The sequence below is a fragment of the Pseudomonas sp. R-28-1W-6 genome (assembly GCF_009799925.1).
Taxonomy (GTDB): Bacteria; Pseudomonadota; Gammaproteobacteria; order Pseudomonadales; family Pseudomonadaceae; genus Aquipseudomonas.
In genome coordinates, this window is the sequence record NZ_WELK01000003.1 from 28,542 (window position 1) to 41,383 (window position 12,842).

9 protein-coding genes are annotated in these 12,842 nt (G+C 67.3%); 5 read left to right on the top strand and 4 right to left on the bottom strand.

The features are described 5' to 3' along the window. The first annotated feature begins 50 nt into the window (after positions 1 to 50). Together F3I62_RS07805 and F3I62_RS07810 are read left to right on the top strand one after the other, a co-directional pair. The gene (locus tag F3I62_RS07805; RefSeq protein ID WP_160489082.1) at positions 51 to 974 is read left to right on the top strand and encodes a LysR family transcriptional regulator; all 924 of its coding nucleotides are present in this window, start codon (positions 51 to 53) and stop codon (positions 972 to 974) included. A gap of 231 nt (positions 975 to 1,205) precedes the next feature. Further along, positions 1,206 to 1,865 carry a TetR/AcrR family transcriptional regulator gene (locus F3I62_RS07810; RefSeq protein WP_160081885.1) on the top strand — a complete coding sequence of 220 codons (660 nt, stop codon included), beginning with the start codon at positions 1,206 to 1,208 and terminating at the stop codon, positions 1,863 to 1,865. A gap of 92 nt (positions 1,866 to 1,957) precedes the next feature. Here the strand turns inward: F3I62_RS07810 and F3I62_RS07815 are convergent, their stop codons facing one another. Both F3I62_RS07815 and F3I62_RS07820 read right to left on the bottom strand, forming a co-directional pair. Then, positions 1,958 to 2,485: a cytochrome b/b6 domain-containing protein gene (locus F3I62_RS07815; RefSeq protein ID WP_160489083.1), complete on the bottom strand. Its 528-nt coding sequence runs from the start codon at positions 2,483 to 2,485 to the stop codon at positions 1,958 to 1,960. 1 nt (position 2,486) lies between these two features. Continuing rightward, positions 2,487 to 2,750 carry a PepSY domain-containing protein gene (locus F3I62_RS07820; RefSeq protein ID WP_160489084.1) on the bottom strand — a complete coding sequence of 88 codons (264 nt, stop codon included), beginning with the start codon at positions 2,748 to 2,750 and terminating at the stop codon, positions 2,487 to 2,489. Between the two features lie 235 nt (positions 2,751 to 2,985). Between F3I62_RS07820 and F3I62_RS07825 the strand changes: the two genes are divergently transcribed. The 3 genes from F3I62_RS07825 (at position 2,986) to F3I62_RS07835 (ending at position 8,299) form a co-directional block, all read left to right on the top strand. After that, the gene (locus F3I62_RS07825; protein ID WP_160489085.1) at positions 2,986 to 3,996 is read left to right on the top strand and encodes a zinc-binding alcohol dehydrogenase family protein; all 1,011 of its coding nucleotides are present in this window, start codon (positions 2,986 to 2,988) and stop codon (positions 3,994 to 3,996) included. Between the two features lie 226 nt (positions 3,997 to 4,222). Then, complete coding sequence (locus tag F3I62_RS07830) at positions 4,223 to 8,035, top strand: PAS domain S-box protein (RefSeq protein ID WP_160489086.1); 3,813 nt, start codon at positions 4,223 to 4,225, stop codon at positions 8,033 to 8,035. A gap of 66 nt (positions 8,036 to 8,101) precedes the next feature. Then, positions 8,102 to 8,299, top strand: coding sequence for a hypothetical protein (locus F3I62_RS07835; RefSeq protein WP_160489087.1), 198 nt, complete (start codon positions 8,102 to 8,104; stop codon positions 8,297 to 8,299). 139 nt (positions 8,300 to 8,438) lie between these two features. Here the strand turns inward: F3I62_RS07835 and F3I62_RS07840 are convergent, their stop codons facing one another. Both F3I62_RS07840 and F3I62_RS07845 read right to left on the bottom strand, forming a co-directional pair. Next, positions 8,439 to 9,626: a Bcr/CflA family multidrug efflux MFS transporter gene (locus F3I62_RS07840; protein WP_160489088.1), complete on the bottom strand. Its 1,188-nt coding sequence runs from the start codon at positions 9,624 to 9,626 to the stop codon at positions 8,439 to 8,441. A 65-nt stretch (positions 9,627 to 9,691) separates the two neighbouring features. Continuing rightward, positions 9,692 to 12,835: a multidrug efflux RND transporter permease subunit gene (locus tag F3I62_RS07845; protein WP_160489089.1), complete on the bottom strand. Its 3,144-nt coding sequence runs from the start codon at positions 12,833 to 12,835 to the stop codon at positions 9,692 to 9,694. Positions 12,836 to 12,842 lie beyond the last annotated feature (7 nt).

Here is a 12,842-nt window from a genome sequence, read left to right on the forward strand (position 1 = left end):
AGTCACTAAAACACAACTCTTCTTATCCTTAGTTAAGCCAGAGCTAAACAATGAGCGTGCGTCGCCCCGATCCACTGGCCCAGGTCAGCGATTTTGAAATCCGACTGCTGCGCCTGTTCCGCAGCGTGGTCGAGTGCGGCGGCTTCTCCGCCGCGGAAAGCGTGCTGGGCATCGGCCGTTCGGCGATCAGCCAGCAGATGAGCGACCTGGAGCAGCGCCTCGGTTTGCGCCTGTGCCAGCGCGGCCGCGCGGGGTTTGCCCTGACCGAGGAAGGCCGCGAGGTGTACCAGTCGGCCTTGCAGCTGTTCGGCGCGCTGGAGAGCTTTCGCAACGGGGTCAACGGCCTGCACCGCGAGCTGCGCGGCGAGCTGCATATCGGCCTGACCGACAATCTGGTGACGGTGCCGCACATGCGCATCACCCATGCCCTGGCGCGGCTCAAGGAGCGCGGCCCGGACGTGCGCATCCAGATCCGCATGACCCCGCCTTCGGAAGTGGAACAGGGCGTGCTGGACGGCAGCCTGCACGTCGGCGTGGTGCCGCAGAGCGTGGCGCTGTCCGGCCTGGAGTACCAGCCGCTGTATGGCGAGCGCTCGCAGCTGTACTGCGCGGTGGGCCACCCGCTGTTCTATGTGGACGATGCGCAGCTGTCCGACAGCCGCCTGAATGCCCAGGAGGCGATCGCCCCGACCTTCCGCCTGCCGGCGGACATCCAGGCGCGCTACCAGGTGCTCAACTGCACGGCCAGCGCCTCGGACCGCGAAGGCATGGCCTTCCTCATCCTCACCGGGCGCTACATCGGCTACCTGCCCGACCACTACGCCCAGCAGTGGCTGCAGCAGGGCCGCCTGCGCGTGCTCAAGCCGGCTTCGCGCTTCTACGACCTGACCCTGGCCTCGGTGACCCGCAAGGGCCGCCGCCCGCAACTGGTGCTGGAGAGCTTTCTCGAAGCCCTGGCGGAAAGCGGCAACTGACGCACCGCGCGGCGCGACCTGGAACGCCGGTGCCAGCTGGCTTGCGGCGCCCGACCGGTGGGTTCTGAACCTGTCCTGCAAGACGGTTTTCTGGCGCAAACAGGCTAATTTGCCCGGCAATCAGCCCTCTTCGTCTCAATAGCACACGTTTTTGACGCATAAGGGTTGTTTCGCGCCCCGCGCTGGGGTATCTGTTCGCCATCAACCCGTTGATTTGTAGGGAATCCCTCGATGCCCGCTGTGACCTCAGCCGTTACCAGCTCCGCCAAGCCTGCCGGCCGTATCCGTCAGAAGAACGAAAACGCCATCATCGCCGCCGCCGAAGAGCAGTTCGCCCGTCACGGCTACAAAGGCACCAGCATGAACACCATCGCCCAGGCGGTGGGTCTGCCCAAGGCCAACCTGCACTACTACTTCAACAACAAGCTCGGCCTGTACGTGGCGGTGCTGAGCAATATCCTCGACCTGTGGGACGCCACCTTCAGCAACCTGAGCGTGGACGACGACCCGGCCGAAGCGCTGAGCCGCTACATCCGCGCCAAGATCGAGTTCTCGCGCAGCCAGCCGCTAGCCTCGCGCATCTTCGCCATGGAAGTGATCAGCGGCGGCGAGTGCCTGACCGGCCACTTCACCCAGGACTACCGCGACTGGTTCCGCGGCCGCGCGGCGGTGTTCCAGGCCTGGATCGACGCCGGCAAGATGGACCCGATCGACCCGGTGCACCTGATCTTCCTGCTGTGGGGCAGTACCCAGCACTACGCCGACTTCGCCAGCCAGATCTGCCGCCTGACCGGCAAGAGCAGCCTGAAGAAGAGCGACTTCGAGGAAGCCGCAAGCAACCTGGAACGCATCATCCTCAAGGGCTGCGGGCTGACGCCCAAGGCGCGCTGAGGCTTACCCCGCCACTTGCGCCGCCGGGGTGACGGCGGCGCGGGGCCGTGATGCGCGCGGCGTACCCTGGACGGCTTGCCGCGACGCCGGCCTCAACGCTGGCGCCGCTTGCCGGTGATCATCGACAGCGGCAGGTTCTCGCCCAGGCGCAGGCTCTCCACCACGGCCGCCAGCAGGTGCGCGCCGACCAGGGCCATCAGGCCGTTGGCGAAGGCTTCGTGGAGTTCCTCGATCCAGTCCTCGCCCCAGAAGTAGTCGACCTCCTCCATCAGATAGCCGCTCAGGCCGAGGCCGAGCATCGACGCCATCATCAGGATCATCACCAGGCCGCCCAGCGGCGAATGGCCGAGGCGGTGGTGCGGCTGCCCGCCGAGCAGGGCGCGCAGGTGCGCAGCCAGGCGCGCGCGGGTCGGCCAGAAGTCCGCCCAGCGCGCCGCCGGCGAGCCGATGAAACCCCACACCACGCGAATGGCCAGCCAGGCCACGGCGTAATAGCCGAACCAGCGGTGCCAGGCCTCGCCCTCTTCGGTGAAGAAGTAGTTGGCGATGAAGGCACCGGCCATGGACCAGTGGAACAGACGTACCACGGGGTCCCAGAGGCGCAGGGTGGGGTGGCTCATGTCAGTCGATCTCGCTCTTCACCGCCTTGCCGGTGACCGGGTCGAAGTAGATCTCGACCTTCTGCTTGTCCTTGTTCCAGCCGTAGATCTCGTAGCAGTTGCCGCTGGTGACCTTGAACTTCTTGATCTCGTAGCCTTCGGCCTTGAGGTTTTCCTGGAACTTGGCCTCATCCTGCCACTGCGCCTTGTCGGCGGTGGTGCATTGCGGGCCGGCAAAGGCCAGGGGGCTGGCGATGGCCAGGGAGAGCAGGAGCACGTTACGCATGGGGATTGCCTCGGGTGGGTTGGAATCTGCGCACAATCTGCCCGCCCAGGCTTAAAGCAGTCTTAAGATGGCGCCACCGGCGACCACTGGTTCGCCCGCCGGTTCGGCACATGCGGGAGAAACCCCACAGCCGGACGGTTTTCCTGGCCGGCGAAATAGCCGACCATGCGCCCATTGCCAGCCCGACTAAGCTGGAACCTTGTTCCGTCGTTTTGCCCCGCCGTGGAGCCCGCCCATGAAAGCCATCGCCTACTACCAGTCCCTGCCCATCGACCACCCCGAGGCCCTGCAGGATGTGCAGCTGGCCGAGCCGCAGGCGGGCGCCCACGACCTGCTGGTGGAGGTCAAGGCCATCTCGGTCAACCCGGTGGACACCAAGATCCGCCGCAACGTGACGCCGCCCGCCGGCCAGGCCAAGGTGCTCGGCTGGGACGTGGCCGGGGTGGTCCGGGCGGTCGGTGCCGAGGTCAAGCAGTTCCGCCCGGGGGACCGGGTGTTCTACGCCGGCGCCATCGACCGCGCCGGGGCCAACAGCGAGCTGCACGTGGTCGACGAGCGCATCGTCGGGCGCATGCCCGGCTCGCTGGATTTCGCCCGCGCCGCCGCCCTGCCGCTGACCGCCATCACCGCCTGGGAGCTGCTGTTCGAGCGCCTGCAGATCGCCGAGGGCCGCGGCGAGCAGCAGAGCCTGCTGATCGTCGGCGCGGCCGGCGGCGTCGGTTCGGTGCTGGTGCAACTGGCCCGCCGGCTCACCGGCCTGACGGTGATCGGCACCGCCTCGCGCGCCGAGACCCGCGACTGGGTACAGGCGCTCGGCGCCCACCACGTGATCGACCACAGCCTGCCGCTGAGCGAGGAACTGCAGCGCATCGGCATCGGCCAGGTCAGCCACGTCGCCAGCCTGACCCACACCGACCAGCACTTCGAGCAGATCATCGAGGCCCTGCAACCCCAGGGCCGCCTGGCGCTGATCGACGACCCGGCGCAGCTCGACGTGGTCAAGCTCAAGCGCAAGAGCCTGTCGCTGCACTGGGAGTTCATGTACACCCGCTCGCTGTTCCAGACCGCCGACATGATCGAGCAGCATCGCCTGCTCAACCGGGTCAGCCAGCTGATCGACGATGGCGTGCTGCAGACCACCCTGGCCGAGCATTTCGGCCCCATCAACGCGGCCAACCTGCGCCGCGCCCATGCCCTGCTAGAAAGCGGCACGGCACGCGGCAAGATCGTCCTCGAAGGGTTCTGAGGCAGGCAGGGGGCGCGCGGCGGGCGCGCCCCCTATGACAAAGTGCCAGCAGGCCGGGCAGGAGCGGCTAGACTGAAATTCAGCTTCGCCGTCCCAGGCAGTGGCACGGAGCCTCACACACTTTCAGCACTGGGGGTTCAGGATGCAACCCACGGTTTCTCGGCCTTGGCGACTGGCCGGTAGCTACGTTCTATTCAGCGCCCTATGGATCCTGTTCAGTGACTGGTTGCTGCTGTCCCTGAATCTCGAGCAGGCCACCCTGAGTACTGCACAGACCTACAAGGGCCTGGCCTTCGTGGTGGTCAGCAGCCTGCTGATCCTGCTGCTGGCCAAGCGCGACCAGCACACCCAGCGCCACCTGGAACACAGCCTGCGGCGCCATGCCGAGCAGCTGCAGCAGACCCAGCGCGAGGCCGGCCTGGGCAACTGGCGCTACGACGGCCGCTTCCACTGGTCCGCCGAGGCCCTGCGCCTGCTCGAACGCGAGGCCGCGCCCAGTAGCAGCAGCCTGGAGGAGTTGCTCGGCTGGCTCCACCCCGCCGACCGCAACGCCGTGCAGCGCGCCCTGCTCGGCCTGTTCGACGGCAGCGCGCCGCTGCGGGTCAACGCCCGGCTCAATCATCCGAACAACCAGCCGCCGGTGTGGCTGATGCTGCGCGGCAGGCGCGATGCCGCCGGCAAGAGCCAGGGCAGCGTGCAGAACATCAGCTCGCAGAAGCGCGACGAGCAGGCCCTGCGCGAAAGCGAACAGCGCTTCCGCCAGCTGTTCGAGCAGACCCCGCGCATCGCCGTGCAGGGCTACGACCGCCAGCGCCGGGTGATCTTCTGGAACCAGGCCAGCGCCCAGCTGTATGGCTACGACGTGGCCGACGCCATGGGCCGTTGCCTGGAGGAGCTGATCGTGCCGCCGCCGATGCGCGCCCAGGTGGTCAACGACATCAACGCCTGGATGATCGGCGGACCGGCCATCCCGGCCAGCGAGCTGACCCTGCAGCGCCGCGACGGCAGCCCGGTGCACGTGTACTCCAGCCACCTGCTGCTGCGCAACGCGCGCAACCAGCTGGAGATGTACTGCGTCGATATCGACCTGGGACTGCAGAAGAAGGCCCATGACGAGCTGGAAGCCAGCGAGGCGCGCTACCGCGAACTGGTCGAACAGCTGCACGAGGCGATCTTCCTCACCGACAGCTGCGGCCGCCTGACCTTCCTCAACCCGTCCTGGCAGAGCATCACCGGCTACAGCATCGGCGAGAGCCTGGGCCGCCCGCTGCTCGACTTCATCGCAACCGAGCAGCGCGAAGCGCTCGGCCAGCGGATTGCCGCCATCCTCGCGCGCCAGGACAGCGGCTGGCTGGGGGAAACCCGCCTGCTCGAAGCGGACGGCCACACGCGCTGGATCTCCCTGCGCCTGGCCGCCGGCGAGCAGCACGGCCTGGGCCTGCACGGCAGCCTCAGCGACATCCAGGAACGGCGCCAGACCCAGGCCCTGCAGGAGGCGCGCAATGCCGTGCTGGACCGCATGCTGGCGCAGCGGCCGCTGCGGGAAACCCTCAACGACATGGTGCTGCGGCTGGAATCGATCAACCCGGAAATGCTGGTCTCGATCATGCAGCTGGACAAGGGCCGCCTGCGCGTCCTCGCCGCGCCCAGCCTGCCGGGCAGCTACGCCAGCGCCCTGGACAACCTGCCCGCGCAAAGCGGCCTGGGCAGTTGCAGCCACGCCGCCGCCAGCGGCGAACTGACCGTAGTCGAGGACATCGCCAGCCACCCGAACTGGGCCAGCTTCCGCGACCAGGCGGCCCTGGCCGGCGTGCGCGCCTGCTGGTCGCTGCCGTTCAAGAACGATATCGGCGAGGTGCTCGGGGTGTTCGGCATCTACTATCGCCGCGTGGCCCGCCCGGCCCCCGAGGATATCGCCCTGGTCACCGAGTTCACCCGCCTCGCCGGCCTGGCCCTGCGCCAGCACCAGCGCGATGCCGAGCGCCTGCAGAGCGAGCTGCGCTTTCGCGCCACCTTCGAGCAGGCCGCGGTCGGCATCGCCCACCTGGCGCCCGACGGCCACTGGCTGCGGGTCAACCAGCGCCTGTGCCAGATGCTCGGCTACAGCCGCGACGACCTGCTCGAGCTGACCTTTCAGGACATCACCCACCCTGACGACTTGGACAGCGACCTGCAGCAGGTCGAGCGCCTGCTCGCCGGCGACATCGCCCGCTACAGCCTGGAGAAACGCTACCGGCGCCGCGACGGCAGCCTGCTGTGGGCCAACCTGAGCGCCACCCTGGTGCGCCACACCAACGGCGCGCCGCACTACTTCATCTCGGTGGTCGAGGACATCGGCCTGCGCAAGCAGCAGGAGCTGGCCCTGCAACAGGCGGCTACGGTCTTCGAAAGCACCCAGGAGGCGGTGGTCATCGTCGATGCCAGCCGGCGCATCCTCACCAGCAACCCGGCCTTCACCGGCATCACCGGGCTCAGCCCGCAGCAGGCCATCGGCCGGCGCCTGCCGCTGCTGCTGCCCGGCAACAGCGTCGAGCGCACGCGCTACCGCACCCTGTGGCGCAAGGTGCAGGACAGCGGCCACTGGCAGGGCGAACTGAGCAGCCGCCGCGAGGACGGCTCGCCCTTCCCCTTCTGGCTGACCGTCAGCCGGGTGCGCGGCAGCGACCCGCAGCAGGCGCAGTACGTGCTGACCTTCACCGACCTCAGCCAGTACCGCGACAGCCAGGAACGCCTGGCCCACCTGGTGCACTTCGACCCCCTCACCGACCTGCCCAACCGCCTGTTCGCCAACGAGCGCCTCAACCACGCCCTCGAACACGCCCAGCGGCATGCCGAACGGGTGGCCGTGCTGTTCTTCGACCTCGACCACTTCAAGACCATCAACGAAGGCCTCGGCCACAAGATCGGCGATGAGCTGCTGATCGCCGTGGCGCGCCGCCTGCAGCAGCGCCTGCGCAACGAGGACACCCTGGCGCGCCTGAGCAGCGACGAGTTCCTCATCGTCCTGGAAAACCTGCAGCGCCCGGAAGAGGCCGCCAGCATCGCCCGCACCCTGCTCGCCCTGCTGGAGCGGCCGCTGCAGATGAGCAACGGCCGCGAGGTCTACCTGGGCGCCAGCATCGGCATCAGCCTGTACCCGGACGACGGCCTGGCCAGCGACGAGCTGCTGCGCAATGCCGAAGCCGCCCTGCACCAGGCCAAGCAGGAAGGCCGCAACACCTACCGTTTCTACACCCAGGGCCTGACCCACCAGGCGCACAGTCGCCTGGCCCTGGAAAGCCAGCTGCGCCAGGCGCTCAAGCGCAACGAATTCAGCCTGCACTACCAACCGCTGCTGGACAGCACCAGCGGCCGCGCCATCGGCGTGGAGGCGCTGCTGCGCTGGAACAGCGAGCAGGGCATGGTCTCGCCGGCGCGCTTCATCCCCCTGGCCGAGGACACCGGGCTGATCGTGCCGATCGGCACCTGGGTACTGCGCGAGGCCTGCCGGCAGATGCAGTTCTGGCGCCAGCAGGGCCTGGACCTGCAGACCCTGGCGGTCAACCTGTCGCCGCGCCAGTTCCGCCAGGCCGACCTGCTCCAGCAGGTGCGCGAAGCCCTGCACGACAGCGGCCTGCCGCCCGCCTGCCTGGAACTGGAGATCACCGAGGGAGCGCTGATGGACAACGTCGAACAGGCGCGGGAAACCCTGATCGCCCTCAAGGCCCTCGGCCTCAAGCTGGCGGTCGACGACTTCGGCACCGGCTATTCGTCGCTGGCCTATCTGCGGCGCTTTCCGCTGGACAAGCTGAAGATCGACCAGAGCTTCATGCAGGGGGTGCCGGAGGATCAGGCCAACCTGGAGATAGTCGCCACCATCGTCGGCCTGGCACGCAACCTCAAGCTGCGCGTACTGGCCGAGGGCGTGGAGACCCCCGCGCAGCTGCAGGCCCTGCGCCAGCTGGGTTGCGAACAGTGCCAGGGCTACCTGTTCAGCCGTCCGCTGAGTGCCATTCAGCTGGTCAACTGGCTGCGCGGCGACCATCAGTCGGCTGGTTGATCCAGGTCATAAAACACCCGCGGCAAGGTACTAGACTGCACATTCCCCTTCCTGTGGAGGCGTGCAATGAACGTCTTAATTCGCCAGGTCATGACCCCGAACGGCAATCGCTGGCAGGTTTGCATGGATCAACACGGCGTCACCTTTCGCAGCGAGGCAGAAGCCCGCGCATTCGTCACCACCCTGCAAGCACGGCTGCAGGCGCCACACGCCCTGCCTTGGCGAGCTCCAGTTCCAGCGCCACAGATGCAAACCGCCAGTTGATGGCGCAGTGCCTGTTAAACCTGTGCAGCATCTTTTCACCGCCTCGCTGACGGCAACCCCGCGGATCGGATAAACCAAGCGCCAGCGGCGCCCGAGCAGGGTGCGCCGTGCGCACGCCTGCGAGGCGTTGCCCCGGCTGTCAGAACTCCAGAGACAGGCGCCGCGCATGACGCGCCGTCACCACCGCCAGCAGCACGCTCAGCACCGCGCACAGGCAGATGACCATCGCCATCGGCCGCGCCGTGCCGTCATGCAACGCGCCGACCAGGCCGGCCGCCGCGGCCGCCACGCTGAACTGCAGCGAGCCGATCAGCGCCGAGGCACTGCCGGCATGGCTGCCCTGCCCGGCCATGGCGCAGGCCGAGGCGTTGGGCAGGATGCACGACAGGCTGGCGATGCAGATGAACAACGGAATCAGCAGCGGCCACAGCGCCTGTGGCTGCGCCAGGGCAACGCCCAGCAGCGCGACACTCGCCAGCAGGAAGACCCACACCGTGCGCTGCAGCCAGTGGCCGGGGCCGTGGTGGCGCAGCAGCCAGCCATTGAACTGGGCGGTGACGATGAAGCCGGCGGCATTCAGGCCGAACAGCCAGCCATAGTCTTGCGGCGACAGGCCGTAGAGGTCGATGAAGACGAAGGGCGAGCCGGCGATATAGGCGAACATCCCGGCCATGGACACGCCGCCGGTCAGGCCGTGGCCGAGCAACTGCCAGTCGCCCAGCAGGCGCATGTAGCGCATCAACGCCCCGCTCAGCGGCGCGCGCGGGGCGTCGGCCGCGAGGGTTTCCGGCAGCCAGAGCAGCACGGCCAGCAGGCACAGTGCGCTGAACAGCATCAGGCCGTAGAAGATCGACTGCCAGCCGAACCACTCCAGCAGCACGCCGCCGCCCAGGGGCGCGAGGATCGGCGCCACGCCCATGACCAGCATCAGCTTGGAGAAGATCCGCGCCGAGGCCAGCGGATCGCACAGGTCGCGCACCACCGCCCGGGAGATCACCATCCCGGCGCAGCCGCCGAGGGCCTGGACGAAACGCGCGATGATCAGCCCCTCCAGGCTCTGGGTCAGGGCGCAGCCCAGCGAGGCCAGGGTGAACAGCAAGACGCCCGCCAGCAGCGGGCGCCGCCGGCCATAACGATCCGCCAGGGGCCCGTAGATCAGCTGGCCGATGGCAATGCCGGCAAAGTAGGAGGCCAGCGACAGCTGGATCTGCTCGACATCGGTGGCGAAGGCCTGGGCCAGGGCCGGGAAGCTCGGCAGGTAGAAGTCGATGGCCATCGGCCCGAAGGCACTCAGTGCCCCGAGGATCAGTAGAATCGGCAAGTTCACGTCGTACAACCCCTAAAGACGACAACGCCACCCGAAGGTGGCGCTGCCGGCAAGCCCCATCGGACTTAGTGCGGGCTATCGCCGGCCACAACCGGCTTCTTGCCCAGTTTATCCAGCTTGGCGCTGAAGCTCTCGACCCACAGGTAGAACATCGGAATCAGGAAGATCGCCAGCAGGGTCGCGGCGAGCATGCCGCCGATCACCCCGGTACCGATCGAGTGACGACTGGCGGAGCCGGCGCCACTGCTGATGGCCAGCGGCACGCAACCGAGGATGAAGGCCAGCGAGGTCATCACGATCGGGCGGAAGCGCAGCTTGGCTGCTTCCAGCGCCGACTCGAAGATGCCCTTGCCCTGCTCGCGCAGCATCACGGCAAACTCGATGATCAGAATGGCGTTCTTCGCCGCCAGGCCGATCAGGGTGATCAGGCCGACCTGGAAGTACAGGTCGTTCTGAATCCCGCGCAGCCACACCGCGAGGATCGCGCCGAACACCGCGAATGGCACCGCGGTGACCACCGCCAGCGGCAGGCTCCAGCGTTCGTACTGGGCGGCCAGGATGAGAAACACCATGATCAGGCCAAAGACGAAGGCGATGGAGCCCGTGCCCTGGCTGGCCAGTTCCTGGTAGGCCGAGCCAATCCAGCCCACGGTGTAGTCGCTGCCCAGCACCTCGGCCGCCACCTCTTGGATCGCCGCAATCGCCTGCCCGGAGCTGTAGCCTGGCGCCGGCCCACCGAGAATCTTCGCCGCCGGGTAGACGTTGAAGCGGGTGAAGGTTTCCGGACCGAGGATGCGCTCGACCTTGATCAGCGAAGAGAGCGGAATCAGGTCGCCGCTGTTGGAGCGCACATAGACCTGCGACAGGTCCTGCGGCTTGCGGCGGAACTCGGCCTCGGACTGCAGGCTGACCTTCCAGGTACGGCCGAACAGGTTGAAGTCGTTGACGTAGTAGCTGCCGAACGTCGACTGCATGGCGGTGTACACGTCGTTGACCGCCACGCCCAGGGCGCGGGTCTTGGTGCGGTCGAGGTCGACGAAGTACTGCGGCACGTTGGCGGCGAAGGTGGTCTGCATGCCGGCCAGCTCCGGACGCTTGGCCGCCGCGGCGAGGAACTCCTGGACCTTGGCCGCCATCTGCTGGGCCGTGGCACCGGCGCGGTTCTGGATGAACGCCTCGAAACCGCCGGTGGTACTCATGCCGGTGATCGGCGGCGGGTTGAAGGAGGCCATCATGCCGTCCTTCTCCTGCATGCCCATGGCCATGAAGGTCCGGGTCAGGTTGCGCGCATCCAGCTCGGGCGTGGTGCGCTCCTTCCAGTCCTTGAGCGGCACGAAGGTCACCGCGGCGTTGGTGCGGTTACTGTTGGAGAGGATGTCCATGCCGGCGAAGGTCACCACGTCGCGGGTCGCCGGGTGCGCCATCAGCTTCTTGTCGAAGTCGCTGGTCAGCGCATCGGTGCGCGACAGCGAGGCCGCCGGTGGCAGGAAGTAGGCATTGAGCACATAGCCCTGGTCTTCGTCCGGCACCAGCGAGGTCGGCACGCGGGAGAACAGGCCGATGGTCAGGGCGATCATGCCGCCGAACAGCAGCAGGCCGACCAGCGAGCGCTTGAGGAAGAAGGTCACCCCGGCGCCATAGGCCTCGGTCATCCTGTCGAAGGCGCGGTTGAACACGCGGAACGGCGCAATCGGTTCCTTGTGCTCGTCCTTCAGCAGCAGCGCGCAGAGTGCCGGCGACAGGGTCAGGGCGACGATACCGGAGATCACCACCGACACCGCGATGGTGATCGCGAACTGCTTGTACATCTCGCCGCTGAGGCCGCCGAGGAAGCCCACCGGGACGAACACCGCACAGAGCACCAGGACGATGGCGATGATCGGCCCGGTCACCTCCTCCATGGCCTTGATCGCCGCCTCGCGCGCCGACAGCTTCTCGGTGCGCATCACCCGCTCGACGTTCTCGATCACCACGATGGCGTCGTCCACCACGATGCCGATGGCCAGCACCAGGCCGAACAGGGTCAGCAGGTTGATCGAGAAGCCCAGCAGGTACATGCCGGCGAAGGTGCCGACCAGCGACACCGGAATGGCCAGCACCGGGATCAGCGTGGCGCGCCAGTTCTGCAGGAAGATGAAAACCACCAGCACCACCAGGGCCAGGGCCTCGAAGAAGGTGTGGATCACCTCCTCGATGGAGACCTCGACGAACACCGTGGTGTCGTAGGGGATCTTGTATTCGATGCCATCGGGGAAACGCTCGGCCAGCCGCGCCATGGTGTCGCGCACGGCCTGGGCGGTATCCAGGGCGTTGGCGCCCGGCTGCGGGTAGATGCCGAAGGAGGCGTTGCGCTGGCCGTTGAGCGAGGTCACCAGCGAGTAGTCCTGCGCCCCCAGCTCGACCCGGGCGACATCGCCCAGGGTCAGGCTGGCGCCGCTTTCGTCGCTGCGCAGGATGATCTTCTCGAACTCCTTGGCATCGACCAGGCGCCCCTGGGTGGTCACCGTGTAGGTGAACGCCTGGGCCTCGTTGAGCGGCTCCTGGCCAAAGCTGCCGGCGGCGAACTGCGAGTTCTGCTCGCGGATGGCGTTGACCACGTCGGTCGGCGTCAGGCCGTACTGCGCCAGCTTGTCCGGGCGCAGCCAGACGCGCATGGAGTAGTCCTTGGCGCCGAACTGGGTGACGTCACCCACGCCGGGCAGGCGCTTGATCTCGTCGATGACGTTGATCAGCGCGTAGTTGCTGATTTCCAGCGGCGTCTTCGAGCCGTCCGGGGAGAACATCGTCACCATCTGCAGGATGTCCGACGACTTCTTCATCACCGTCACGCCCTGGCGGCGCACTTCCTCCGGCAGTTTGGACAGCGCGGCCTGCACCCGGTTGTTGACGTCGATGGTGGCCTGGTCCGGGTCGCGACCGACCTGGAAGTACACCGAGAGGCTCATGCTGCCGCTGCCGGCCGAAGTCGACAGCTGGTAGATCATGCCTTCCACACCGTTGATCTGCTGCTCCAGCGGTGCCGCCACGGTTTCGGCGATGACCTGGGCACTGGCGCCTGGGTAGTTGGTGGTGACCTGCACCTGTGGCGGCAGGATCTCCGGGTACTGCGCCACCGGCAGGCTTTGCATGGCGGCCAGGCCGGCCAGGGTGATGACGATGGAAACCACCGCGGCGAAGATCGGCCGATCAATGAAGAAACGTGAGATCACGGCAAGG